21 protein-coding genes, 2 tRNA genes and 1 pseudogene are annotated in these 26,021 nt (G+C 66.6%); 13 read left to right on the top strand and 11 right to left on the bottom strand.

The window, feature by feature from the left end; all coding sequences use genetic code 11:
* The first annotated feature begins 23 nt into the window (after positions 1–23).
* The 12 genes from MasN3_RS11060 to MasN3_RS11005 all read left to right on the top strand — a co-directional run bounded on the left by MasN3_RS11060 (position 24) and on the right by MasN3_RS11005 (position 12,001).
* Complete coding sequence (locus MasN3_RS11060) at positions 24–1,352, top strand: nucleotide sugar dehydrogenase (protein WP_281914108.1); 1,329 nt, start codon at positions 24–26, stop codon at positions 1,350–1,352.
* A 50-nt stretch (positions 1,353–1,402) separates the two neighbouring features.
* Positions 1,403–2,464, top strand: a complete 1,062-nt coding sequence (locus MasN3_RS11055) for a Gfo/Idh/MocA family protein (protein ID WP_281914107.1) — start codon at positions 1,403–1,405, stop codon at positions 2,462–2,464.
* 2 nt (positions 2,465–2,466) lie between these two features.
* The gene (locus MasN3_RS11050) at positions 2,467–3,081 is read left to right on the top strand and encodes an acyltransferase (protein ID WP_281914106.1); all 615 of its coding nucleotides are present in this window, start codon (positions 2,467–2,469) and stop codon (positions 3,079–3,081) included.
* 10 nt (positions 3,082–3,091) lie between these two features.
* Complete coding sequence (locus MasN3_RS11045) at positions 3,092–4,240, top strand: DegT/DnrJ/EryC1/StrS family aminotransferase (protein WP_281914104.1); 1,149 nt, start codon at positions 3,092–3,094, stop codon at positions 4,238–4,240.
* Positions 4,241–4,367: 127 nt separating this feature from the next.
* A complete protein-coding gene (locus tag MasN3_RS11040) occupies positions 4,368–5,534 on the top strand; it encodes a glycosyltransferase (RefSeq protein ID WP_281914103.1) in 1,167 nt (388 codons plus the stop codon).
* Positions 5,535–5,665: 131 nt separating this feature from the next.
* Entirely contained in the window at positions 5,666–6,316 is a 651-nt protein-coding gene (locus MasN3_RS11035; RefSeq protein ID WP_281914102.1) for a hypothetical protein, read from the top strand.
* A 7-nt stretch (positions 6,317–6,323) separates the two neighbouring features.
* Positions 6,324–7,121, top strand: coding sequence for a hypothetical protein (locus MasN3_RS11030; RefSeq protein WP_281914101.1), 798 nt, complete (start codon positions 6,324–6,326; stop codon positions 7,119–7,121).
* 22 nt (positions 7,122–7,143) lie between these two features.
* Positions 7,144–8,388 (top strand): glycosyltransferase family 4 protein, encoded by a 1,245-nt coding sequence (locus MasN3_RS11025; RefSeq protein WP_281914100.1) that lies wholly within the window; start codon positions 7,144–7,146, stop codon positions 8,386–8,388.
* A 50-nt stretch (positions 8,389–8,438) separates the two neighbouring features.
* Entirely contained in the window at positions 8,439–9,593 is a 1,155-nt protein-coding gene (locus MasN3_RS11020) for a DegT/DnrJ/EryC1/StrS family aminotransferase (RefSeq protein ID WP_281914483.1), read from the top strand.
* Positions 9,590–10,180 carry a sugar transferase gene (locus tag MasN3_RS11015; RefSeq protein WP_281914098.1) on the top strand — a complete coding sequence of 197 codons (591 nt, stop codon included), beginning with the start codon at positions 9,590–9,592 and terminating at the stop codon, positions 10,178–10,180. The genes MasN3_RS11020 and MasN3_RS11015 overlap by 4 nt, the downstream gene beginning before the upstream one ends.
* Positions 10,181–10,194: 14 nt before the next feature.
* On the top strand, positions 10,195–10,788 hold the full coding sequence (locus MasN3_RS11010) for a hypothetical protein (RefSeq protein WP_281914096.1): 594 nt from the start codon (positions 10,195–10,197) through the stop codon (positions 10,786–10,788).
* Between the two features lie 25 nt (positions 10,789–10,813).
* Positions 10,814–12,001, top strand: coding sequence for an acyltransferase family protein (locus tag MasN3_RS11005; RefSeq protein ID WP_281914095.1), 1,188 nt, complete (start codon positions 10,814–10,816; stop codon positions 11,999–12,001).
* Positions 12,002–12,609: 608 nt separating this feature from the next.
* Here the strand turns inward: MasN3_RS11005 and MasN3_RS11000 are convergent.
* From MasN3_RS11000 to MasN3_RS10980, 5 genes and pseudogenes are all read right to left on the bottom strand, one after another.
* Positions 12,610–14,886, bottom strand: coding sequence for a polysaccharide biosynthesis tyrosine autokinase (locus MasN3_RS11000; RefSeq protein ID WP_281914094.1), 2,277 nt, complete (start codon positions 14,884–14,886; stop codon positions 12,610–12,612).
* A gap of 28 nt (positions 14,887–14,914) precedes the next feature.
* Positions 14,915–15,997, bottom strand: coding sequence for a polysaccharide biosynthesis/export family protein (locus MasN3_RS10995; RefSeq protein ID WP_281914093.1), 1,083 nt, complete (start codon positions 15,995–15,997; stop codon positions 14,915–14,917).
* 152 nt (positions 15,998–16,149) lie between these two features.
* Positions 16,150–18,018 (bottom strand): TonB family protein, encoded by a 1,869-nt coding sequence (locus MasN3_RS10990; protein WP_281914091.1) that lies wholly within the window; start codon positions 18,016–18,018, stop codon positions 16,150–16,152.
* Between the two features lie 106 nt (positions 18,019–18,124).
* The gene (locus MasN3_RS10985) at positions 18,125–19,105 is read right to left on the bottom strand and encodes an MBL fold metallo-hydrolase (protein ID WP_281914090.1); all 981 of its coding nucleotides are present in this window, start codon (positions 19,103–19,105) and stop codon (positions 18,125–18,127) included.
* A gap of 103 nt (positions 19,106–19,208) precedes the next feature.
* Positions 19,209–19,517, bottom strand: a pseudogene (locus MasN3_RS10980) (DUF5710 domain-containing protein); the annotation flags it as partial.
* 118 nt (positions 19,518–19,635) lie between these two features.
* Here MasN3_RS10980 and MasN3_RS10975 point away from each other — a divergent pair.
* Positions 19,636–20,616 (top strand): IS481-like element ISKpn27 family transposase, encoded by a 981-nt coding sequence (locus tag MasN3_RS10975; protein ID WP_223723632.1) that lies wholly within the window; start codon positions 19,636–19,638, stop codon positions 20,614–20,616.
* Positions 20,617–20,665: 49 nt separating this feature from the next.
* Here MasN3_RS10975 and MasN3_RS10970 read toward each other — a convergent pair.
* From MasN3_RS10970 to MasN3_RS10945, 6 genes are all read right to left on the bottom strand, one after another.
* Positions 20,666–20,742 (bottom strand) — tRNA-Arg (locus tag MasN3_RS10970).
* A gap of 69 nt (positions 20,743–20,811) precedes the next feature.
* Positions 20,812–20,888: transfer RNA gene (locus MasN3_RS10965), tRNA-Pro, on the bottom strand.
* A 68-nt stretch (positions 20,889–20,956) separates the two neighbouring features.
* Positions 20,957–22,297: a phosphoglucosamine mutase gene (gene glmM, locus MasN3_RS10960; RefSeq protein WP_281914088.1), complete on the bottom strand. Its 1,341-nt coding sequence runs from the start codon at positions 22,295–22,297 to the stop codon at positions 20,957–20,959.
* 34 nt (positions 22,298–22,331) lie between these two features.
* Positions 22,332–23,180: a dihydropteroate synthase gene (gene folP / locus MasN3_RS10955; RefSeq protein WP_281914087.1), complete on the bottom strand. Its 849-nt coding sequence runs from the start codon at positions 23,178–23,180 to the stop codon at positions 22,332–22,334.
* Positions 23,181–23,256: 76 nt separating this feature from the next.
* Positions 23,257–25,140, bottom strand: coding sequence for an ATP-dependent zinc metalloprotease FtsH (gene ftsH, locus MasN3_RS10950; RefSeq protein WP_281914086.1), 1,884 nt, complete (start codon positions 25,138–25,140; stop codon positions 23,257–23,259).
* Between the two features lie 217 nt (positions 25,141–25,357).
* Positions 25,358–26,005, bottom strand: coding sequence for an RlmE family RNA methyltransferase (locus MasN3_RS10945; protein WP_281914085.1), 648 nt, complete (start codon positions 26,003–26,005; stop codon positions 25,358–25,360).
* Positions 26,006–26,021 lie beyond the last annotated feature (16 nt).

Here is a 26,021-nt window from a genome sequence, read left to right as displayed (position 1 = left end):
CACTGTCACCGACGAGGAAATTCATGCGCGACGAGAACACCTCCCCTCACCTGGAGCAGCTGCTGGCCAAGCTGCAGAACCGCACCGCCGTCATCGGCATTGTCGGCCTCGGCTATGTCGGCCTGCCCCTGACCCTCTGCTATGCGGCGCAAGGCTTCAAGGTGCTGGGCATCGACATCGATACCGAGAAGGTCGAGCGCCTGAACCGCGGGAAGAGCTACATCAAGCACATCGACGCCAGGGCGATCGGCTCGGCGCGCGAGCTCGGCTTCGAAGCCACCGCCGACTTCACCCGCGCCGGCGAGGCCGACGCCCTGATCATCTGCGTACCGACCCCGCTGAACGCCTTCCGCGAACCCGACCTGTCCTTTGTGCTCGGCACCGTCGGCGCCCTGCTGCCCTATGTACGCGAGGGTCAGGTGGTGTCGCTCGAGAGCACCACCTATCCCGGCACCACCGAGGAGGAACTGCGTCCGCGCCTGGAGTCGCGCGGCTTCACGGTGGGGCGCGACCTGTTCCTGGTGTTCTCGCCCGAGCGCGAAGACCCGGGCAACCCGCATTTCCAGACCCGCACCATCCCGAAGGTGTGCGGCGGCTCCACCCATGCTTGTCTGGAAGCCGGCCTGGCCCTGTACCGGTCCGCCGTGGACCGCGTGGTCCCGGTCAGCTCGACCCGCGCGGCCGAGCTCACCAAGCTGCTCGAGAACATCCACCGCGCCGTCAACATCGGCCTGGTCAACGAGATGAAAATCATCGCCGGCCGCATGGGCATCGACATCCACGAGGTGATCCGCGCCGCCGCCACCAAGCCCTTCGGCTTCACCCCCTACTATCCGGGCCCCGGCCTGGGCGGCCACTGCATCCCGATCGACCCCTTCTACCTCACCTGGAAGGCGCGCGAATACGGGGTCCACACCCGCTTCATCGAACTGGCCGGCGAGATCAACAGCGACATGCCGCACTGGGTGATCGGCAAGGTGGCCGATGCGCTGAACGAGCGCGGGCGCTCGATCATGGGCAGCCGCGTGCTGGTGCTCGGCATCGCCTACAAAAAAGACGTGGAGGACATGCGCGAGTCGCCTTCGGTGGCCATGATGGAGATCCTGCGCCGCAAGGGCGCCACCGTCGACTACTCCGACCCGCACGTGCCGGTCTTCCCGCGCATGCGCGAGCACCGCTTCGAGCTGTCCAGCGTGCCCTTGAGCCCGAACGCGATCGCTTCCTACGACGTGGTGCTGGTGGCCACCGCCCACAGCGCCTTCGACTACGAGCTGGTGCGCCAGTACGCCAACCTGATCGTCGACACCCGCGGCGTCTACACCGAGCGCCTGCCGAACGTCATCAAGGCCTGAGACCCGCCGCAGCACAAGGCAACAACACACCGAACAAGCCGGAGAACACGATGCGTTCCTACCCCCCTGCCATTCTCGACCGCAAGATCCGCTTCGCCCTGGTCGGCTGCGGCCGCATAGCGAAGAACCACATGAATGCCATCCGCGAACACCACGGCCGCGCCGAACTGGTCGGCGTGTGCGACGTCGACCCGCGCGCCCTCGACAGCGCCGCCGGCGCCACCAGGGCGCGTGCCTGGCCCAGCCTGGAGCGCATGCTGGCCGAGTGCGAGGCCGACGCCTTCGTGCTCTGCACCCCATCCGGGCTGCACCCGCAGCAGGCGATCCAGGTGGCGCGCGCCGGGCGCCACGTCATCACCGAAAAGCCGATGGCCACGCGCTGGGAAGATGGCAAGGCGATGGTCGCGGCGGCCGACGCCGCCGGAGTGCGCCTGTTCGTGGTCAAGCAGAACCGCCGCAACGCCACCTTGCAGCTGCTCAAGAGCGCGGTCGAGAAGAAGCGCTTCGGGCGCATCTACATGGTCAACCTGAACGTGTTCTGGACCAGGCCGGACGAGTACTACAACAGCGCCAAGTGGCGCGGGACCTGGGAATTCGACGGCGGCGCCTTCATGAATCAGGCCAGCCACTACGTCGACCTGATCGACTGGATCGTCGGCCCGGTGGAGAGCCTGCAGGCCTACACCGCCACCCTGGCGCGCGACATCGAGGTCGAGGACACCGGGGTCATCAGCCTGCGCTGGCGCAACGGCGCGCTCGGCTCGATGAACGTCACCATGCTGACCTATCCGCACAACCTGGAAGGCTCGATCACCATCCTCGGCGAGCACGGCACCGCACGGATCGGCGGCGTCGCGGTCAACGAGGTGCAGCAGTGGGAATTCGCCACGCCCGATCCGGACGACGAGCGCGTCAAGGAAGCCAGCTACCAGACCACTTCGGTCTACGGTTTCGGCCATCCGCTCTACTACGACAACGTGATCAAGGTGCTGCGCGGCGAGGCCGAGCCGGAAACCGACGGGCGCGAAGGCCTGAAGTCGCTCGAGGTGCTGGTGGCGGCCTATCGTTCGGCGCGCGACGGCAAGCGCATCGCCCTGCCGCTGGAGTACTGATCATGGCCATCGTCATCCACGCCAGCGCCATCGTCGACCAGGGCGCCGCCCTCGGCGACGGCACCCGCGTCTGGCACTTCGCCCATGTCTGCGCCGGCGCCCGCGTCGGCGAAGACTGCTCGCTGGGCCAGAACGTCTATGTCGGCAACGACGTCGTGCTCGGCAACCAGGTCAAGGTCCAGAACAATGTCTCGATCTATGACGCCGTCACGCTCGAAGACGAGGTCTTCTGCGGCCCGAGCATGGTGTTCACCAATGTCTACAACCCGCGCGCGGCGGTGACCCGCAAGCACGAATACCGGCGCACCCTGGTGCGGCGCGGCGCCACCATCGGCGCCAACGCCACCATCGTGTGTGGCGTCACCATCGGCGAGTACGCCTTCGTTGCGGCCGGCGCCGTCGTCAACCGCGACGTGCCCCCGTTCGCCCTGGTGGCCGGGGTGCCGGCACGCCAGATCGGATGGATCAGCCGCTTCGGCGAACGCCTGGATTTGCCCCTGCCCGGCGCCGATGGCGCAGTCCAGCGCGAGGCCCAAGCCCGCTGTCCCCACACCGGCGACCTGTATGTGCTGCACGAGGGCGCCTGCCACCTCGAACGCGCCGCCCTCCAACCCTGACGAGGACCCCATGGATTTCATCGACCTCAAGTCGCAATACCTCGCTTCCCGCGAGCTGATCAACGCACGCATCCAGGCGGTCCTCGACCATGGCCAGTACATCATGGGGCCCGAAGTGGCTGAACTGGAAAGTCGCCTCGCCGGCTTCACCGGCGCGCGCCACTGCATCACCGTCTCCTCCGGCACCGAGGCCCTGGTCATCTCGCTGATGGCGCTCGGCATCCAGCCCGGCGACGAAGTCATCACCACGCCCTTTTCCTTCATCGCCACCGCCGAAGCGATCGTGCTGCTGGGCGCCACGCCGGTGTTCGTCGACGTCGAGGCCGGCACCTGCAACCTCGACCACCGCCTGCTCGAGGCGCGCATTACGCCGCGCACCCGCGCCATCATCCCGGTATCGCTGTACGGCCAGCCGGCCGACATGGACGAGATCAACGCGGTCGCCGAGCGCCACGGCCTGGCCGTGATCGAAGACGCGGCCCAGAGTTTCGGCGCCACCTACCGCGGCCGCAAGAGCTGCAACCTGTCGGGCATCGGCTGCACCAGCTTTTTCCCCAGCAAGCCGCTCGGCTGCTATGGCGACGGCGGGGCCATCTTCACCAGCGACGATGCCCTGGCGGGCGCGATGCGCGAGATCCGCGTGCATGGCCAGTCGCGCCGCTACGTGCATACCCGCATCGGCGTGGGTGGCCGCATGGACACCCTGCAGTGCGCCGTCGTGCTGGCCAAGCTCGAGCGCTTCGAATGGGAAATTGAGCAACGCCAGCGCGCCGCCGCCTGCTACGACGCCCTGCTCGCCAGCGTGCTGGGCGACATGATCGAGCCGGTGGGCTGCCGCACCGACCGGACCAGCGTGTATGCCCAGTACACGGTCCTGGTGCCCCAGCGCGAACGCCTGCAGGAAGTCCTGCACGCGGCCGGCATCCCGACCGCGGTGCACTACCCGGTGCCGATCGACCGCCAGCCGGCCTACGCGCACTGGGTCGGTCCCGGCGGCTGTCCGGTGGCGGCCAGCCTGGCGCACGAGGTACTGAGCCTGCCGATGGGCCCTTACCTCGACCGTCCCAGCACCCATCGCGTGGTGCAGGCGCTGGGCGAAGGGCTGGCACAGCTGCGCGACGAACGCGTTGCCGAGCAGGCCGGCGACAAGGCGGCATGAAAGACGGCCGCATGAGGCAGGGAAACGCCAGGCCGGTCTTCACGAAGCTGCCTTCCCTGCCGCTGCCGCCTTCGCGGCGCAGGCATGCCGCCCGGCGCCTGCGCCCCCTATTCGTACCGGAGCAGACATGGCCCGCATTGTGCATCTGAGCTCGGCACACCCGCGCTTCGATACGCGGATTTTCGTCAAGCAGTGCCGCAGCCTCGCCAGCCACGGGCATGAAGTTGCGCTGGTGGTGGCCGACGGCCTCGGCGACGCCTGCCGCGACGGCGTCCGGATCGTCGATGTCGGCCGTCCCTCGGGCCGGCGTGAACGCATGCTGCTCGCTACCCGCCGGGTCGGCCGGGCGGCACGAAGGCTCGACGCCGAGGTCTACCACTTGCACGATCCCGAGCTGATTCCCGTCGGCCTGCGGCTCGCCCTCGGCGGCCGCAAGGTGGTGTTCGACGCCCACGAGGACGTGCCGAACCAGCTGCTCGACAAACCCTACCTGGCGCCGCGCGCCGCTCGTCTGCTGTCGCGCGCGTACGCCATGCTCGAAGGCAGCGCACTGCGCCGCTTCGGCGGCGTCTTGGCGGCGACACCCACCATCCGCGACCGCCTGGCCGGGCACAATGCCCTGGTCGTAGACGTCAACAACTATCCCCGCGCCGAAGAGTTCATGGGGCCGGCGCCCACCGCCGAGGCGCGCGACAGCTTCTGCTACGTCGGCAGCATCTCCGCCATCCGTGGCGTACGCGAGCTGGTCCAGGCCTGCGCCCTGCTGCGCACGCCGGCGCGGCTGGCCCTGGCCGGCAGCTTCGCCGAAGCCGAGCTGGAGGCCGAGGTCAGGCGCCACCCGGGTTGGCGGCGTATCGATGCGCTCGGCCACCTCGACCGGGGCGGCATCGCCGGAGTCATGGGGCGCGCCTTTGCCGGCCTGGTCACCCTGCTGCCGACCGCCAGCTACCGTGACGCCCTGCCGGTCAAGATGTTCGAATACATGGCTGCCGGCATCCCGGTGATCGCCTCCGACTTTCCTCTCTGGCGCGAGATCGTCGAGGGCAGCCGCTGCGGCCTGTGCGTCGATCCGCGCGACCCGGCGGCGATCGCAGCGGCGATCGACCACCTCGCCGCCCATCCGCGCCAGGCGCGCGACATGGGGGCCAACGGGCGCCGCGCCGTCCTCGCCCGCTACAACTGGGAAAACGAAGAAGCCAAGCTGATCGCGTTCTATGCCGATCTGCTGTCTTCCGATCCGCGCCCAAAAAAACGACTCAGGAAAAGCGATCTATCTGTCCATCCAATTCGCTGAATCGATTGTCTCAGCGTCAGGTTTTTATCGTAGTTCAACAAAGACCAGCACCATCGGCCGTATTGTTTAGTTATCAAGGAAATATGAGAGCGACTATGTTCTTGCAACACTACAATACGTTTCTCGAGGTAATGAAACTGCCGCGCGCGCGGCTTTATTTCTCGCAGCAAATCGACCCGGTCGATATCGAGGCGACCTATCGCAATTACACGAAACCGCATCCGCGTTTCAAGATCATCCGCCATAAGACCATCGGCGCGGCCCTGGTCGACCTCGCGCCTTTCCCGGACCGCGCCGCCTACCTGGAACACATCAAGGGCAAGAACCAGGGCGCTTACCACGCCAAACGGGCCCGCAGCCGCGGTTACGTGGTACGCGAGATCGATCGCAACGATTATGTCGACGACATCCACGACATCAATACCAGCCTGGATGTGCGGCAGGGCCGGAAAATGGACGGACACTATCTGGAGAAACAGCAACGTTTCGAGCGCCAGCAGCATTTCCATTATTGGGGCGTGCTCAATCCCGAAGGAAAACTGGTGGCCTATGCGACCCTGGGTATTTACGGGAATTTCGCCTCATTTTCCCAAATGATGGGAATCCGGAATAACGACGGCATCATGCACCTGCTCCTGAGCGAAGCGATCTGCCGGCTGATCGACGCCGGCAAGGTCCGCTACGTCATGTACGACACCTTTTTCGGCGCCCAGCCGGGTCTGCGCAACTTCAAGACCATCCTGGGTTTCCGTCCCTACCGCGCCAGCTATCACTTGCAATGAGCCTGCCATGAACGCCATGCTCAACCGCGTCTATGCGGACTACCTGATGCCGAGCCGGCTCGGCGAATACGAGACCCTGGTGCGCGAGGTCGCCAGCGCCGGCTATGCCCAGCTGTCGGTGCGCGAGTTCTTTCGCCAGGCCTATGGCAAGGAAGGCGCCCAGGACCAGCCCATGCCGCGCAGCTTCGTGCACCGGCACGACATCGACAGCGACCTGCGCACCGCCAGGAAGATGTTCGCCATCGAATCGCGCCATGGCGTGCGCGCCAGCTACTACTTCCGGCTGTGCACACTCGACTACGGTTTCATGCGCGAGATCGAGGCCGCCGGCAGCGAAGCCAGCTATCACTATGAAGAAGTGGCCGATTTCGCCAAGCGCCACCGTCTGCGCAGTGCCGATGCGGTGCGCCAGCGCTTCCCCGAGATCCGCGAACTGTTCGCCCGCAACGTCGGCCGGATCGTCGAGCGCCTCGGTTATCCCCTGACCACGGTGGCGAGCCACGGCGACTTTGCCAACCGCCGCCTGAAGGTGATCAACCACGAACTGTTGCGCGACGAGGCATTGCGCCGCCGCTGCGGCATCGAGTGCGAATCCTACGATGCCGAGCTGCTGCGCTGCTTCGATCTCTACATCAGCGACCGCAAGCACCCGGTCTACTACTACCCGCTGTCGCCTTTCGAGGCGCTCGGGAAGTACGAGCACATCTGCCTGCTCACCCATCCTGTGCAATGGGAAACCAACTGGGTCGAAAGCACGCGCTGCAACGTGCGCCGGCTGGTCGAAGAAATGGCCTGGCGCGCCTGACGCGCATCACCCCGACACCACCATGAACATCCTCCTGATCAACCACTACGCCGGCTCGGTCCACCACGGCATGGAGTACCGGCCCTACTACCTCGCGCGCGAGTGGGTGCGGCTCGGGCATCGGGTACGGATCGTGACGGCCAGCCACGCCCACGTGCGCGCCCGTGCCCCGAGCATGGAGGGACGCAGCCGGCGCGACGAAAGCATCGACGGCATCGACTACACCTGGTTCGCTACGCCGCCCTACCGCGGCAACGGCCTGGCCAGGGTGCGCAACATGGCGGCCTTCGTGCTGCGCCTGTGGCGTGAAGCGCCGGCGCTGGCGCGCGAGGTCGCGCCGCAGGTCGTGATCGCCTCCAGCACCTATCCGCTCGACATCTGGCCGGCGCACCGGATCGCGCGCCTCGCCGGGGCGCGCCTGCTGCACGAGGTGCATGACCTGTGGCCGCTCTCGCTGATGGAACTGGGCGGCTTCTCGCGCCACCATCCCTTCATCCGGCTGCTGCAGGCGGCCGAAGACTACGCCTGCCGCCACGCCGATACGGTGGTGTCGATCCTGCCCAAGGTCCGCGAGCACCTCGAAGCGCGCGGCATGGCGCCGCACAAGCTGCACGTGGTCCCGAACGGCGCCGACCCGGTCGAGTGGCTGGCGACGCCGCCGCCCCCGCCCGAAGAACTCGACGCCCTGCTCGCCGGCCTGCGCGCCCAGGGCCGCACGGTGGTCGGCTACGCCGGCAGCCACGGGCTGGCCAATGCGCTCGACACCCTGCTCGATGCCGCCGCCCTCCTGAAAGACCGGCCGCTGGCCTTCGTGCTGGTGGGCGACGGCCCCGAAAAGACCCGGCTCGAACGACGCGCGCGCGAACTCGGCCTTGCGCACCTGTATTTTGCAGCGCCCATCCCGAAGGCCCAGATCCCGGCCCTGATGGCGCGGATCGACATCGCCTACCTCGGCTGGCAACGCCAGCCCCTGTACCGCTTCGGCATCGCGCCGAACAAACTGATCGACTACATGATGGGCGGCTGCCCGGTCCTGCATGCGGTCGAAGCCGGCAACGACCCGGTGCAGGAGGCCGGCTGCGGCCTGACGGTGGCGCCGGAGGATCCGCGCGCCGTGGCCGACGGCCTGGCGTCCCTGCTGGCCCTGTCCTGGCGCGAGCGGCGCGCGCTGGGCGAGCGCGGCCGCGCCCACGCACTGGCCAACCTGACCTATCCCGTCCTTGGACAACGCTTCCTGACCACTTTCGCACACGAGGTTTCCCCATGACTGAACAGGCACAGGCTGGCGCGCAGCTGCACGCCGATCCGCTGGACAACATGCCGCGGACCTTCCTGCCCTTTGCGCTGCCCGACATCGGCGACGAGGAAATCCGGGCCGTCGAAACCTGCCTGCGCTCCGGCTGGGTGACCACCGGACCGACCACGCGCCGCTTCGAACAGGAATTCCAGTCCTACCTGGGCGGCGACGTGCAGGCGATCTCGGTCAATTCCGCCACCGCCGGCCTGCATCTGGCGCTGGAAAGCGTGGGCATCGGTCCCGGCGACGAGGTCATCGTCCCCACCATGACCTTCACCGCCACCGCCGAAGTCGTGCGCTACCTCGGCGCCCGTCCGGTACTGGTGGACGTCGACCCCGTCACCCTGAACATGTCGCCCTCCGCCGTCGCGGCGGCGATCACGCCCCGGACCCGCGCCGTGATGCCGGTGCACTACGCCGGCCTGGCCTGCGACATGGATGCGATCCTGGCGCTGGCCGCGCGCCACGGCCTGCGCGTCATCGAAGACGCGGCGCACGCCTTCCCCACCCGGCTCGACGGCAAGCTGATCGGCACCCTCGGCAGCGAGATCACCGTCTTCAGCTTTTACGCCAACAAGACCATGACCACCGGCGAAGGCGGCATGGTGGTCACGCGCGACGCCGAGCTGGCCGCACGCATGCGCTGCATGCGCCTGCACGGCATCAACCGCGACGCCTTCGACCGCTACACCTCGCGGGTGCCGGCCTGGTACTACGAGGTGGTCGCGGCCGGCTTCAAATACAACCTGACCGACATCGCTTCCGCGATCGGCATCGAGCAGCTGCGCAAGATCGACCGCTTCCAGCAACGCCGCAGCTGGCTGGCGCAGCGCTACGACGACGCCCTGGCCGGGCTGCCGCTGCAGTTGCCGGCGCATCCGGCCTTCGGCAGCACCCATGCCTGGCACCTGTACGTGGTCCGGCTGCGGGACGGCGCCGGCATCGGGCGCGACGCGCTCATCAACGAACTGGCCGAACGCGGCATCGGCACCAGCGTGCACTTCATTCCCCTGCACCGCCAGCCCTACTGGCGCGACAGCTGCGGCCTGAATCCCGACGCCTTCCCGGTCGCCGAAGCCAGCTTCGAGACCATGTTGTCGCTGCCGCTGTACACGCGCATGCTGGACGCCGACCAGGACCGGGTGGTCGCGGCGCTGCACGAGCTGCTGTCATGAGCAAGCGCGCCTTCGACCTGCTCGGCGCGAGCCTGGGCCTGCTCCTGCTGGCCCCGGTGCTGCTGCTGACCGCACTCTGGATCAGGCTCGATTCTCCGGGGCCGGTGCTGTATCGCCAGCAGCGCGTCGGGCGCGGCGGCAGGCTGTTCACGATCTACAAGTTCCGCACCATGCGCCAGCGTCCCGTGGACGGCCCCCAGCTGACCGTCGGCGCCGATCCGCGCGTGACCCGCGCCGGCCGCTTCCTGCGCCACTACAAGCTGGACGAACTGCCCCAGCTGTGGAACGTCGTCCAGGGCAGCATGAGCCTGGTCGGACCGCGTCCGGAAGTGCCGCGCTACGTCGACTGCTACCCGCCCGAGCAGCGGCGCGTGGTGCTGTCGGTCGCACCCGGCATTACCGACTGGGCCGCCATCCGCTACAAGGACGAGAACGCGATCCTGGCGCAAGCCGCCGATCCCGAGCGCGCCTACGTCGACGCCGTGTTGCCGGTCAAGCTCGACTATTACGTGCGCTACGTCAGGGAACGCACGTTCTGGGGCGATGTGCGCATCCTGGCGCACACGCTGGCCGCCATCGTGCGCTGAACGGTGGATCTGCGATGCAGCTGCTGCACCTCGGCGATATCGAACTGACCCTGCCGCTGGCCATCGCGGCCGGCGCCTGGATGCTGGCCGCCCGCGCCTGGCGCGCCGCGGCCGCCTGGACGCTCCTGTACGGCGCCACCATCGCGCTCGTCGGCGGCAGCAAGATCGCCTATATGGGCTGGGGCATCGACATTGCGATGCTCGACTTCAAGGCGTTCAGCGGCCACGCGGCGGGCGTGACGGCGGTGTACCCGGTGCTCGGCTACCTGCTGTGCCGTCCGGCCGGGCGCCGCGCCGGACTGGCCGCGGCCGGCGCCGGGCTGGCACTGGGGCTGGTGATGGCCGTGGCGCTGGTTCGGCACGATGAACATGCGGTCGCGGAGGCCGCCGCCGGCTGGCTGCTCGGTGCCTGCGCCAGCCTGGGCACCGTCTACCAGGCCGAGCCCAAGGGCGTCGTACCGGGCCCGGCGCCAGCCTGGTGTGCGGTGCTGCTGTTCTTCGCGGCGGCCTCGCTGATGCAATCGGCGCATGTCGGTTACTGGATGATCAAGGTCGCGCTGGCGCTGTCCGGCAAGGCGCAGCCCTACTCCTGGGACACCTGCGGCTAGCAATTTTCTACCAATGGAGAGACACATGGTTTCCTTCCCCTCGATGCATTGGCAAGCACGGGCGCCCCTGGGCGAGAACGCGGCGCAGTCGCTCTTGATTTCCGCCTTGCGCGGCCTGGCGGCCCTGCAGGTCGCGGCTGCGCACCTGCGCGCCGAAATGTATCCGGGCCTGCGCACGCTGGAAGACCCGTCGCTTGCCTACATGGGCCTGGCCTTCATTACCGGTTTCGCCCACCAGGCCGTGGTCGTGTTCTTCCTCATCAGCGGCTGGCTGGTTGGCGGCAGCCTGATGAACCGCTTCGGCAAGCCGCAGGCGCTCGCCCACTATGCGATCGACCGTGTGACGCGGCTCTGGACCGTCCTGCTCCCGACCCTGCTGCTGAGCCTGGGCATCGGCCTGGCCATCGGTTCGGCCGCCCCCGGGCCGATCGACGTCAACCCGGCCAACGACTTCTCGGCGGCAGCGTTCGCCGGCAACCTGCTCGGCCTGCAGACCGTCACCGTGCCTGAGTTCGGCGGCAACTATCCGCTGTGGAGCCTGGCGCACGAGACCTGGTACTACATCCAGTTCCCCCTGCTGCTGCTCGTCATTGCCGGCGGCGTCCTGCGCCGCGCCGCCGTGGCCGCCGCCCTGATCCTGCTGCTGGCGACGCTGCGCGACATGATCTCGCTGTACTTCGCCGTCTGGCTGCTCGGCGCCGCCTTCTCGCGCATCCGCATCGACTGCGGCAAGGCCTTCCAGGCGCTGCTGCTGGTGTTGACGCTGGCGCTGTTCGTCTATTACCGGATGCGCGGCAATAACGATGACCTGGTGCCGGCCTCCTTTGTGCAGGACCTCGTCTGCAGCATTCCCTTCCTGCTGCTGCTGGCCTCGTTCCAACGGCCGCTCGACAAGGCAGCGCCGGCCTACGTCCGGGCCAACCGGATTGCCGTGTTCTTCTCGGAGTTCTCGTTCTCGCTCTATGTGGTCCATGTGCCGGTCATCTACCTGATGCGCCACCTCGGACAGCAGCTCCTCGGCCGCGGTCAGCTCGATCCGAACGCCGCCACCGATTTCCTTTGGTATGGCATCCTCCTCGGCGCCCTGGTGCTGGCCGCGTATCTGTTCTACCTGCTGTTCGAACGGCATACGGTCCGCATCCGGAATGCCCTGAAGAACCTGCTCTTGAGCCCGCGCGTGAAACCGGTGCGGGTCGCCTTGTCGCCCGATTGAAGCGCGTCGAGGACAAGCTGCGCCGCCACCAGCGGCCAGCGGCGCGCTACTTCATCTCCGCAGTCCCGGATCCGGCAGCGACAGGCACATCAGGTTTGCCCGTCACTGCCGGCCCCTCCAACAACTTCCTGCGCCAGGACCACGTGCATCGGTCGTCGCCGCTGTCGATGCGACGAGTCGATGCCCCGGCTGGACCGCCGCAATGCGCACTGGTCGATCGCCCTGCGCCATTGCCGGCAAGCCGGCGCTACCAATGCATGGACTGACCGCCTCTTCGGATTCTCGCGCCACCAAGGCTGCGCCAGCCTCGGGCCGAGCGAATCGAGGCTTGGCCTCCCAGCCTGGGAAGCGCGCGCGGGCACCGGCGTGTTCCCGCTATCGCTTGAAGAACGGGCTGGCTTGCCGGCCGTCCATCACGCCATGCCGGGCGCGTGCACTCCTGAGCATGCACAGATTATTGGACGCGACTAAGCTCAGGCAAGAGATGGCTCGCAAGGACATGCTTGCATCGCGCCGCGCTACAAGACGCGCGGGCGCCGGCATGAGCAATAGAGCATGCCGATGGCGCCTTCCACGCATCGATCCGGATAGCCAGGCAAAGCCGCCGCTCAGGCTACGTAGGCGAGCTGCGGCCCGTTGCCATACTGGGAGCTGTAGTCGCCCAGCCGGAGCGCCATGTCGTTGAACAGCACGCCGCGCGACGAGATCCCCGCGTGGTTCAGGCGCTTGATCGATTCGTTGATCTGGCCTTCGGTGGTCACGGCGGAGCGGGTCACCAGGAACACGGCCCCCGCGTGGGCGCCGATGATCAGGGCGTCGGCCACCGCCAGCAGGGGCGGCGCGTCGATCAGCACCAGGTCGTACTGCGGGCTCACCGTCTCGAGCAAGGTGCCGAAATTCAGGTGCAGGAGGAATTCGGCCCGGTTGGTCGGCAATTCGCCGGTGGGGATGAAATCGAGCCGTTCCAGCACGCCGCGGTGGATGACCTCGTCCACGGTGGCGCCGCCGGCGATGGCCCGTGACAGCCCCCTGCGGCGGTCGACGCCGAAGTAGCGGTGCAGGTGCCCGTTGCGCATGTCGGCGTCGACCAGCAGCACGCGCTTGCCGCTGGCCGCCATCACCGCCGCGAAGTTCGCGGCGATGAAGGACTTGCCGAGGTCGCGCGTGGGGCCCGCCATCATGACCACGTTGTTCTTGAAGTGCGGCATGGAGAACTGCAGCGCCGCGCGGAAGCTGCGCAGGCTCTCGACTGCCGGGTCTTCTGGCAGGATCTGGGCCAGCAGCGGCAGCACGCCGTCCGGCTTGGATTTGCGCATCAGCTTTTCCTGGTTGACGCTGTGCGGAATCGAGGCGTATACCACGCGCGCTCGCAGCATCCGTTCGATCTTCTGCGGATCGTCGATTCCGCCCCGCATCGCCTTACGGGTGAAGGCGATCAGGGTGCCGAGGAACAGGCCGGTCACGACCGCCATCGCCACGATCAGGGGCCGGTTCGGCTTGATCGGCTTTTCCGGCGCGATCGGGGCATCGACCAGGCGTACGTTGCTGACCCGGCCGACGGAGATCAGGCGCAGCTGCTGCGCCGTGTTCGACAGGGCCGTGTACAGGTCGGTGTTCACCTTGATGTCGCGCGTCAGGCGCGCTTCGTCCTGTTCCATCACGGGCAGCGTCCGGATCCGGCTGGCGATGGCGTCGATCTCCGCGTCGACTTCCTTGCGCTGGCGGTTGATCGCCACCACCACCGGATGGTCTTCGGTAAAGCGCGCCAGCAGCTCGGTCTTCTTCTGGATGAGTTCCATGCGCCGGGTGCGCGCCGCCGCGGCCTGCGCCAGGCTCATGCGGGCTTCCTCGCGCAGGTCGACCGTGCCGTGGGCATTGCGGAACTGGTTGTAGCGGTCTTCGGACTGTTCCAGCTGGCGCTTGAGGATGGGCAGCTGCTGGTTGAGGAAGGCGAGCGACTTCTCGGCTTCCTCGGTCTTGCGCGCCAGGTTCTGGCGCATGTATTCACGCCCGATCTCGCTCAGCAGGCTGTTGATGCTGGCCGAGTTCTCGCCCTGCAGCTTGACTTCGATCACGCCCGACTGCTTGCCCTGTTCGGTGATCACCATCGAACGCTGGATCGCCTGGATCGTGCTCAGGCGCGACTTGCGCTTGATACGGAAGCGCGCGCCCGGATTCGCGAACAGGCTGTCCACCTTGATCTCGAGCATGCCATCCGGCAGCGGCACCCGGTAGCGCTGGCCCACCGTGCCGTCGAAGGCCAGGCGCTGCCCGCCGCCGGAGAAGCGGTAGCGGTTGCCGGCGCGCGCCGTCAGCACGAACTCGCGGTTGAGCCAGGAATCGGGCACCTCGAACACGGAGACATCGGCTTTCTCGCCGCCCCACACATAGCCGCCGTAGCCGAACAGGCCGGGGGTGGACAGGTTGCCGGCGTTCTGGTTGGCGAACCAGAAACCGGCCACCGGGAAGTATTTCGGCTGCACTTCGATGTAGAGCTGGAGGTTGTCCACCGCACGCGACACCACCATGCGCGAACGCAGCAGCTCCATCTCGGCGATGGCCGCCTTCTTGGTCTCGAACAGGGACGAGGCCTCGCTCAGGATGTTCTTGGACGCGTTCGGGCTTTCCTCTTCGACGTGGATCATGAGGTTGGCTTCGTACACCGGCTTGGCGACGAGCGCGTACAACACGGCCATCACGGTGATGAAGGCCGTGATGCTGCCGATCAGCCAGCGGCTGTCGTACAGCGTGTTGAAATAGCCCTTCAAGTCAACGGTGGACTCCTCCGGCAGCGGCTCGGGTGGCCGCGGGTCGAAGGGCACCGACAGCACGGGCGGGCTGTGCGAGATGTGGGTCAGCTGGTGGGCGTCGGCAGGATTACTCATGATGGCGGCCTTGCTCGGGATCGAATAGTCAGGGACGGGTCGTCACGCCGACCGCGTTGGTCAGTGCGCCCGGGAACAGCAGGCTCAGGTGGCGATTCCAGTTCGCCAGCGGCGAGGCGGCGACGTAGACCACGTCCTTCGGCCGCAGCTCGAAGGATTCGGCCATCGCCAGTGCGCCGGTCTCGCGGGCGTCGAGCTGGAACACGCGGGTCCGCTCGGACGTTTTGCGCACCACATAGATTTGGCGCGCATCGCCGCTCAGGGGGCTGACACCGCCGCTCTCGCCGAGCGCTTCGTTCAGGGTCAGGCGGCCGTTGTGCATGGTGAGCGCGCGCGGCTGGACGACCTCGCCGGACACGAACACCTTGCTTTCGTCGCGCGAATGGACGCGCACCACGTCCCCGTGCGCGAGCAACACGGTGCCCGGGTTGACGCCCTTCTGCACCAGGTCGCGCAGGTTGATCATGTAGCGGCTGGGCCCGCGTTCGATCATGATGCGGCTCTGGTCGGCACTGGGCAGCATGCCGCCGGCGCGGTTCAGCGCCTCGACCAGGGTCATGGGAATGTCGTTGATCGCCTGCAGGCCGGGCGCCTTGACCTCGCCGTCGATGTAGACCCGCTTGCTGCGGTAGGACTGGACGCGCAGGGTAAGGCTGGGCTGGGCGATGTAGCGCGCCAGTTTCTTGGTCAGCAGCGCCCTGGCCTGCTCCTCGGTCTGGCCCTCGACGTGCAGCAGGCCGATCAGGGGAAACTGGATGCGTCCCAGGTGGTCGACCGCAAAACCGGGCTGGACCGCGGTCGACGATGCCGTGCCGCTGTCGAGGGCGGCGGTGGCGGCGGTCATGCCGCCACCGGCAAGCTCCGGATGGTCCCACACGACGATCGACAGCACGTCGCCCTGGCCGATGGTGTAGGGCGCCGGGTTGGTCACGATCAGCGGCGAGAGGTCTTGCCGGGACTGCTCGGCCAGCGCGCGCCGTTCACTCTCGATGAGCTGCTGGGTGATGATCTCGGTGGGCGGCGCATCGCTGGCGCCGTCCTTGCCGCTGCCGGCAAACTGGAGGCCAGTGGTGCAACCCGGCAGCAGGACGAACAGGGTCAGTGCCAGCACGAACAGCCGGCAACCCGATATTGCAACTGAACAAATCGCAGCCATGATTGTTGCCTATCAAAAATAGACGTCATACTTGAACGGTCCAGTCCAGCGTACGGTGTCCATCAGGCTTGGCTTTGTAGCTGATCAAACAGCGGCTGCGCAATCGCTCAGCGAATTTCCTCCAATAACTTCAGCCCGTCGGCAAAACGCCACACGCGGCGGATTTCGATGATGTCGAAGCGCGCCGCGACATTCGGCGGGAAGGCGGCGTAGCGCGCATTGAGCTGGACGAAGCGGCGTACCGCGTCATCCATGTCGGCGCGGCCGCTCGAGCGCACGATGGTCACGTCGTCGACGCTGCCGTCGCTGCGCAGCGTCAGGCTGACCAGGGGATCGATGCGTACCTCGCGTGCCGAGAACCGGGCGCCGCCGAGGACCGCGGTACGTTCCAGCTTCTGGCGTACGCTGTCGACGTACAGGCGCAGCGGCACGTCGCGCTCGGCGCCATCGGCCAGCACCCGGCGCGCACCGGGTGCGTCCTCTGGCCTTGCCGGCGGCGGCGCCACGTTCGGCATGTTCAGGCCGCGCAGCAGTTCGCGTGCGCGGGTGGCCATGGCGCTGCCCGGGACACTGCCCGCGGGCAGCGCCCCATCCCCTCGCCCGCTTCCCGGAGCGCCGGGACCGGGAGTGCCGCCGGCCGGCCCGGGCGCCCCCTGCTGGCGTTCGGCCGCCATGCGGCGTCCCTCCTCGTCGGCACGCTCGCGCGCCAGCCGATCGGACCGGGCGCGCTCTTCGGCCAGCCGCCGCGCCGCGTCCTCGGTGGCCTGGCGCTGCGCCATTTCCTCGGCGCGCAGGCGCTCGGCGGCCTCGAGCTGGCGGCGCGCAAGTTCTTGCGCCGCGAGACGCTCGGCGGCCAGCCGTTCTGCCGCGCGCTGCTGCTCGGCCTGGCGGGCAAGCGCCTCGTCGCGCTCGCGCAGCTGTGCCAGGCGCTGCTGCTCGGCTTCGGCACGCAAGCGCTCCTCGAGCTGCTGGCGGGCGGTCCGCGCACGCTCGGCGGCAAGCTGCTCCGCTTGCCGCTGCTCGGCTGCCAGTTGCTCTGCCTGCCGCTGTGCGGCGGCGCGCTGCTCGGCCTGGCGTTGCTGCGCCAACTGCTGTTCGGCCAGCTGCTGTTCGGCCAGTTGTTGCTCGGCCAGTTGTTGCTCGGCCATTCGTTGCTCGGCCAATTGTTGCGCGGCCCGGCGTTGCTCCTCCGCCTGCGCGGCCTCGCGCCGGGCCTGCAGCGCGCGTTCCTGCTCGGCTGCGAGCCGCTCCTGTTCCGCGCGCTGCGCGGCAAGCCGTTCCCGCTCTTCGCGCAGCAGGCGGTCCGCCTCGGCGTCCAGGCGCTGCTGCTCCTCGGTGGCGGCGAGTCGGGCACGCTCGGCCTCCTGCCTGGCCTCTTCCTCCACGCGCGCCGCGACCGCGGTCTCATCCGGTTCCGGCTTGGCGTCGGGCTCGCCGTCCAGCCTGCCTGCTTGCAGGTCCGGGGCGATTTCCAGCAAGGGCGGCGCTGCCACCGCGAAGCTGGCGTCGTCGCGCGTCGACGCGATCAGGGGCGCTGCCGGCGGGGTGCGCAGGCTGGGCGGTCGGCGGGCCGGTTTCGGCCTGGGCCTTGGCTTCGCCGCCCGGGCCGCCTGCACCGGCTGCACGGGCGGGGCCGGCTGGGGACGCGGGTCGAGCAGCCGCAGCCCGCTGGCCGGCGGCGGCGCCACGGCGGGGACCGCAGGCGGCGGCGTGACACCCGCTTGCGGGAGCGGCGCGGGAGGCGTTTCCGGCACAGGCAGCGGCGGGGCTAGCGGGGCCGGCGGGGCCGGCGGGGCCGGCGGGGGCGCCAGCGTGACCTGGATCGGCCCGCCCGGGCCCGCATCGAAGCCGGGGATGCCGAACTGGAGCGACAACAGCAGGCCATGCAACAGCGCCGAGACCGCGATGCCGGTGACGAGGCGCCGGTCGCGCTGCGCAAGGGGATCGTTCGGGCTGGAGTCTTGCGCTCGGTGCATGCCGTGCCTGGGAAGCGATTATTGTCAGGCTGGCATCATAGCGTTTACTCAGCAGCAAGGCGAGCGCGCACGATTGAAGCAGGTCGGGCCCGAGCGGCCCGTCCTGCTAGCGCTGCACCCGGCTGAAGCTGTAGGTTTCGCCGTGCGCGAGGTAGATGACGTCTTTCTCCAGGCCGGCGGCCTTGACCTCGCGCGCGAAGTCCTCGAGCGGCGAGTTGAACACGTCGTAGTCGTTGTAGTGGATGGGCACGGTCTTTTTCGGGCGCACCACCTGCATCATGCGCACGCCGTCCTTGCCGTCCATCGTCACCTTCACCACGCCCAGGATGCGGGTACCGCCCAGGTGCAGCAGGGCCAGGTCGATGTTCGGGAAACGCTGCGGGATGGCGCGGATATCGTCGTAGACCAGGGTGTCGCCGCTGATGTACATGCGGTAGTCGGGCACGGCAGGATCGGCGCCGAAATCGAGCACCGAGCCCATCACCTTGGGCAGCAGCACGGCCACGCCCGCCGGGCCATGGCGTCCGGGCGTGGCCGTTACGCGCAGGCGCGCGGCGCCCTTGCCGACTTCGAGCCGGTCCCAGCTGCTCAGGCCGAAGATACGCGTGAATCCGAGGCGCTTGAGCCGCTCGCCGCCTTCCTTGGTGGTGACGATGGGCGTGCCGCGGTTGAGCTTTTCCTGCACCAGCCGGTCGAAGTGATCCTCATGAAAATGCGACAGCACGACCAGGTCGATCGGCGGCAATTCTTCGAAGCGGATGGCCGGATTGGTCTTGCGTTCGGAGGTCAGGCCATAGCCGAGGTGGACGTGGTCGCCCTTGTGCAGGAAATTCGGATCGGTGAGGATCGTGAAGCCTTGGAAGCGGATGATGACCGTGGCCGTGCCGATGAACTGCACGGTGCCGGTATCCGCGTCCGGCGTCGCGGCCCCGTCCGCCGCCAGCTGCAGCCGGAAGGTCTCGCCCTGGGCCGGGGTGGCGGTCGCGTCGGCGTGGGCGGCCGGGACCATGGCGCACAAGGCGGCCAGCAGAATCGACAGGCGCAGGCAAACACGGATACAGGGCTGGAACAGTCGAGCGAACGGCATGGTCGGTCTCCGGAAGCGTGCACCCCGGGGCGGCGTGCTGCCGGAACGTTAACACGGCAGCGCTGCGGACGGCGTTCGCTTGCCTGGACGATCGTGCTCTGCGTTACAGCTTGGCGACCAGGCCTGCCAGGTGCTGGCGCGCCTTCTGCCATTCGGTGCCGAGCAAGGCCGCAGAGCACTGCGGGCAGGCCTCGAAGGGATTGCAGTCGTGTTCGAGCGCGACATAGTTGGTGCCGGTGACCGTCTTGCCCTGGTAACTGTCGACCCGCCCGCCGCTTGCGGGCGCGCCGCCGGCAGGACTGTCGGCGCCCTGCCCGGCCCATTTGGCGAAGGCGGCCTGGTCGACGCCGTCGGGCACGTACCAGCGGCGTTTGGTGGGATTCCAGCGGGCGCCGAGCGCTTTCGCTTCATCCTTCTCGGCATAGGTGTCTGGACTCGTGGGATCATGTACCCATGCGTAGCTGGCCGCTCTTCAAGGCCAGACACGTTTTGCGTACACTGTTCCAATCCGACTCTTCACTGGCAACTCGATGACCCAGGCACTGCACAGCCAAGCCCGTACTACCCACCTGATCCGTGAGGAAATCAGGAACTCGACGCTCCCGCAGGCCGAACTGGCCAGGATGTACAACGTCACCCGCCAAACCATCCGAAAGTGGCAAAACCGCGAGTCTCCTGAAGACAAGTCGCATGCGCCGAACAAGATGTACACGACGCTCACGCCCGAGCAGGAGCTCATCGTGGTGGAGCTGCGCAAGACGTTGCTGCTGCCCACGGACGACCTGCTGGCGGTCACGCGCGAGTTCATCAATCCAGCCGTCTCGCGTGCCGGCCTGGGACGTTGCCTGCGCCGCCACGGTGTCTCGGATCTACGTAACCTGGTCGAGCAGGAAGGCACTGCGCCCGCCACGAAAAAGACCTTCAAGGACTACGAGCCGGGCTTTGTGCACATCGACATCAAGTACCTGCCGCAGATGCCCGACGAGACGGCAAGGCGCTATCTCTTCGTTGCCATCGACCGTGCTACGCGCTGGGTCTTCATCGAGCTCTATGCCGACCAGACCGATGGCAGCAGTGGCGACTTCCTCAACAAAGTCCAGCAAGCCTGTCCCGTCAAGATCGTCAAGCTTCTGACCGACAACGGCAGCCAGTTCACCGACCGCTTCACGGCTGGCGGCAAGAAGAAGGAACCCAGCGGCACACACGTGTTCGACCGCCTGTGCAAGCAGCTCGGCATCGAACACCGGCTCATCCCGCCTCGTCATCCGCAGACCAACGGCATGGTGGAGCGCTTCAACGGTCGTATCAGCGACATCGTCAACCAGACCCGTTTTGGTTCAGCTGCCGAACTGGAATCGACGCTGCGCAATTACGTCAAGATCTACAACCACAGCATTCCGCAACGCGCGCTCCAACACAAAACACCCGTTCAGGCGCTCAAGGAATGGCATGAAAAACGCCCTGAATTGTTCAGGAAGCGCGTGTATAACCAGCCGGGTCTTGACACATAGGGGACATTCAGAAAAAGCATGCGGTCCGAAAAAAAATAGTCGTGACGGATGGCCTGCCCAGCTGGGTTCGAACCAGCGACCCTCAGCTTAGAAGGCTGATGCTCTATCCAACTGAGCTATGGGCAGTTCAGACGGCACGCGCAAGGCGGCCGGAAATGAAACGGGCTGTCGAACGACAGCCCGCGGAGGAAGCCTTGGTCGGAGTACAAGGATTCGAACCTTGGACCCCCTGGTCCCAAACCAGGTGCGCTACCGGGCTGCGCTACACTCCGATGTGGGACTGATGATACTCCCGCAACGAGGGCGCGTCAAATTGCGCTGCCCCGTGCGGCGCGTAAAATCAGGCGGCCAGCTTGTCGGCGATACGGCGCGCCATGTTTTCGGCGACAGCGGCTTCCTTGGCCTCGACCATGACGCGGATCAGGGGTTCGGTGCCCGAGGCACGGATCAAGACGCGGCCCGACTCGCCCAGCTCGCGTTCGACCGCTTCCTTCTCGGCCACCACGGCGCCGTTCTGGGTCCAGTCGAAGCCCGGCGTCACCTTCTTGTTGATCAGGGTCTGGGGATAGAGCTGCAGTTCGCTGCAGCATTCGGCCAGCGACTTGCCGCTGCGCTTGAGCGCCGACAGCACCTGCAGCGCCGACACGATGCCGTCGCCGGTGGTGTGCTTGTCCAGCGCCAGCAGGTGGCCCGAACTCTCGCCGCCGAACAGCCAGCCGCGCTCCTGCATCACTTCCAGCACGTAGCGGTCGCCGACCTTGGCGCGCGCGAAGCCGACGCCCATCTCCTTGAACGCCACTTCCAGCGCCATATTGGTCATCAGGGTGCCAACGGCGCCCGCCACCGGACCGGTCGCCATGCGGTCGCGCACCATCAGGTAGAGCAGCTCGTCGCCGTTGTAGACGCGGCCGGTGGCGTCGACCATGATCAGGCGGTCGGCGTCGCCGTCCAGCGCGATGCCGAGATCGGCCTTGTTGGCCACCACGGCTTCGGACAGCGCTTTCGGCGCGGTCGCGCCGACGCCGGCATTGATGTTGAAGCCATCGGGCGTGGCGCCGATCGACACGACCTCGGCGCCGAGTTCATGGAACACGTGCGGGGCGATGTTGTAGGCCGCGCCGTGGGCGCTGTCGACCACGATCTTCAGGCCGCGCAGGTCCAGCTCGTTCGGGAAGGTGCCCTTGCAGAATTCGATGTAGCGGCCCTGGGCGTCGCGCAGCCGGGTGGCGCGGCCCAGCTTGTCCGAGGGCACGCAGCCCATCGGCTGATCGATCGCTTCTTCGATGTCCAGTTCCACCGCGTCCGGCAGCTTGGTGCCGTGCTCCGAGAAGAACTTGATGCCGTTGTCCTGGAAAGGATTGTGCGACGCCGAGATCACGACGCCGGCCTGCAGGCGCAGCGCGCGGGTCAGGTAGGCGATGGCCGGGGTCGGCATGGGGCCGGCCAGCATCACGTCCACGCCGGCCGCCGAGAAACCCGCCTCCAGCGCCGCTTCCAGCAGGTAGCCGGAAATACGGGTGTCCTTGCCGATCAGGACGACCGGACGGCCGCTGCTCGATTTCGCGCCCTTGGCCAGTACCGTCCCGGCAGCGTAGCCGAGGCGCATGACGAATTCGGGGGTAATCGGCGCGACCCCCACGAGGCCGCGAACACCATCCGTACCGAAATATTTCCGTGCCATTCTTTTACTCTTTCCAGGTTTTAACCTTAGCGTGTTAATTTTGAGTTCCAGCGAGCCATACCTTTAAGGCATCAACGGTCTCGGCTACATCATGCACACGCACGATTTTAGCGCCATGCGCTACCGCAGCCAATGCTCCGCCGATACTGCCTGCCATGCGCTCTTCCACCGGCCGTCCGGTGAGCGCGCCCACCATGGACTTGCGCGACAGCCCGGCCAGCACGGGCAGGCCGAGCTCGTCCCGGATACGGCCCAGCTGGCGCAGCAGCGCGTAGTTGTGCTCGACTGTCTTGCCGAATCCGAAGCCCGGATCGAGGCAGATGCGTTCGCGGGCGATGCCGGCGCGCTCCAGAGTGGCCACGCGCTCGCTGAGGAAGTCGATGACCTCGCCCACGACGTCATGGTATGCCGGCGCTTGCTGCATGGTCTGCGGCGTGGCTTGCATATGCATCACGCACAGCCCGCAGTCGCTGTCGAGCACCGCCTCGATGGCGCCTGGCGCGCGAAAGCCGTTGATGTCGTTGATCATGTCGGCGCCGGCGATGATCGCCTCACGCATGACTTCCGGCTTGCAGGTATCGACCGACAGCGCGCAGTCGAGGCTGCGCAGCGCATACAGGGCCGGCAGCACGCGCGCCAGCTCTTCGGCCACCGGCACGCTGGGCGAGCCCGGACGGGTCGATTCGCCGCCGATATCGATCATGGTGGCGCCGTCGCGGATCATTTCCTCGGCATGCGACAGGGCAAACTCGAGGCCCTGGTAGCGGCCGCCATCGGAGAAGGAATCGGGGGTGACGTTAAGGATGCCCATCACGACCGGATGGGCGCCATCCGGGCCGTCCAGCGCGAAGCTGTACTGGCCGCATTGCAGATTCTTGGACATGGAGAGTATGGAAAGGCGTTAACGCGCAAAAGGCATCCGGGGATGCCTTTTGCTGGGGCAAAACTAGGCGATCAAATCAGGCCGGCGCGGTAGCGTTCGGCGCTACGCCGCCGCCGCTGTCGCCCGGCGGGTTACGCTTGGTCAGCAGGCCGGTCTTCGGCTGGCGCGGCTCACGGCCGGCCATGATGTCGTTGATCTGCTCGGCGTCGATGGTTTCCCAGTCGAGCAGCGCCTTGGTCATCATCTCGACCTTGTCGCGGTTTTCCTCGAGCAGGCGGCGCGCCAGGGCGTACTGCGTGTCGAGGATGTTGCGGATCTCGGCGTCGACCTTCTGCTGCGTCGCTTCCGAGATGGTCTTGGTGGCGCCGCCGAAGAAGCCTTCGTTCTCGCTGTCTTCGTAGACCATCACGCCCATGCTCTCGGACATGCCGAAGCGGGTCACCATCGAACGGGCCAGCTTGGTGGCGCGGGCGAAGTCGTTCGAGGCGCCGGTGGACATCTGGCCGACGAAGATCTCTTCGGCGATACGGCCGCCGAACAGGATCGAGATTTCTTCCAGCATCTTGTCTTTGTAGCCAGACAGATTGTCGTGCTCAGGCAGCTGCCAGGTCAGGCCGAGCGCATAGCCGCGCGGCATGATGGTGACCTTGTGCACCGGGTCGGCCTTCGGCAGTAGCTTGGCGACCACCGCGTGGCCCGACTCGTGGTAGGCCGTGTTGCGGCGCTCTTCCTCGCGCATGACCATCGACTTGCGCTCCGGACCCATGTAGATCTTGTCCTTGGCGTCTTCGAAGTCGATCATCTCGACCAGGCGCTTGGAACGGCGCGCCGCGAACAGCGCGGCCTCGTTGACCAGGTTGGCCAGGTCGGCGCCCGAGAAGCCCGGGGTGCCGCGCGCCAGGATGTCGGCCTTGACGTCGGTACCGATCGGCACTTTGCGCATGTGCACGTTCAGGATCTGTTCGCGGCCGCGGATGTCCGGCAGGCCCACCATCACCTGGCGGTCGAAACGGCCCGGACGCAGCAGCGCTTTATCGAGCACGTCGGCGCGGTTGGTCGCGGCGATCACGATGACGCCCGAGGAGGCTTCGAAGCCGTCCATCTCGACTAGCAGCTGGTTCAGGGTCTGCTCGCGCTCGTCGTTGCCGCCGCCCATGCCGGCGCCACGGTGGCGGCCGACGGCGTCGATCTCGTCGATGAAGATGATGCAGGGCGAATGCTTCTTGGCGTTCTCGAACATGTCGCGCACACGGGATGCGCCCACGCCGACGAACATTTCGACGAAGTCGGAACCGGAGATCGAGAAGAACGGCACCTTGGCCTCGCCGGCGATGGCGCGGGCCAGCAGGGTTTTACCGGTACCCGGCGGACCGACCATCAGCACGCCGCGCGGAATGCGGCCGCCCAGCTTCTGGAACTTGGTTGGGTCTTTCAGGAAGTCGACGATTTCCGACACTTCTTCTTTCGCTTCGTCGCAACCGGCGACGTCGGCGAAGGTGACGGTATTGTTGGTTTCATCGAGCATGCGCGCCTTCGACTTGCCGAAGGAGAACGCGCCGCCCTTGCCGCCGCCCTGCATCTGGCGCATGAAGAACACCCACACGCCGATGAGCAGGAGCATCGGGAACCATGAGATGAACACCTGCTGCAGGAACGAAGGTTCCTCCGGCGGCTTGACGTCGAAGCGCACGCCGTTCTCGCGCAGGTCGCCGATCAGGCCGCGGTCGAGGATGGTCGCGGTGGCGCGGACCTTGGTATCGTCGCTCCTGGTCGCGGTGATGTTGGAGCCCTCGATCACGACGTCCTTGATGCGACGCGCCTTCACCTCATCGAGAAGCTCGGAATAAGCGATGGTCTTGCTGCCGCCGGCGACGCTGTGGTTGTCGAACTGCTTGAACAGCATGAACAACAGCAGCGCAACGACCACCCAGATGGCGGATTTGGAAAACATATTATTCACGAAAACTCCTCCGATGCGGATTGCATCTCTACCGATTTCAGTATGACGATTTTAACCGCAATAAGCCGACGCTGCCACGCAACGTACGGTAATAGTGCTGAAATGCCATTTTTTCATGCCAGACTGCCATGCACAGCGACGCGCAACCAGCCTCACGCGGGTGATGTGCGGTTGCCGCGCCGAATATCAAGGGCAAAACGCGCATCCGCGGCGCTTTTTAGCCCGCCGGATTCTTCAGACCGCGCCCAAGGAGGAAAATTTCCGAGGATTTGTCCCGGCTGGCCTTGGGTTTGACCTGCTTGACGGTCTTGAATTCGGCACGAAACTTTTCCAGTATCTGGGTAAATCCCATATCTTTAAAGCACTTCACCAGCAATGCGCCACCCGGTTTCATGTGCATTTGCGAAAACTCAATTGCCAGATCGATTAGGTGTTCCATCCGCGCCGCATCGGCGGTCGGAATGCCGGACAGGTTCGGGGCCATGTCGGACAATACCAGGTCGGCCTTGCGCCCCTCCAGCAGCGCATCGAGCTGGCCCAGCACTTCCTCTTCGCGAAAATCGCCCTGGATATACTGAACATCGGCGATGGGCTCCATCGGCAGCATGTCGAGCCCGATAATGGTGCCGCGGATACCGCCGCCGTCCGCGCCGGCCAGCTTGCGCCGGGTGTACTGGGCCCAGCTGCCCGGAGTACAGCCGAGGTCGACGATGACCTGGCCCGGCTTGATCAGCTTTTCGCTTTCGTCGATTTCCTTGAGCTTGTAGGCGGCGCGGGCGCGGTAGCCCTCCTTCTGGGCCAATTTGACGTAGGGGTCGTTAATATGGTCGTGCAACCAGTTTTTGTTTAATTTGTTCTTGGCCATTCGCGTAGAATACTGC

This window comes from Massilia varians (genome assembly GCF_027923905.1).
Classification (GTDB): domain Bacteria; phylum Pseudomonadota; class Gammaproteobacteria; order Burkholderiales; family Burkholderiaceae_D; genus Telluria; species Telluria varians_B.
Note: the sequence above shows the minus strand (reverse complement) of the source record. Positions and strands in the feature narration are given on the sequence as shown.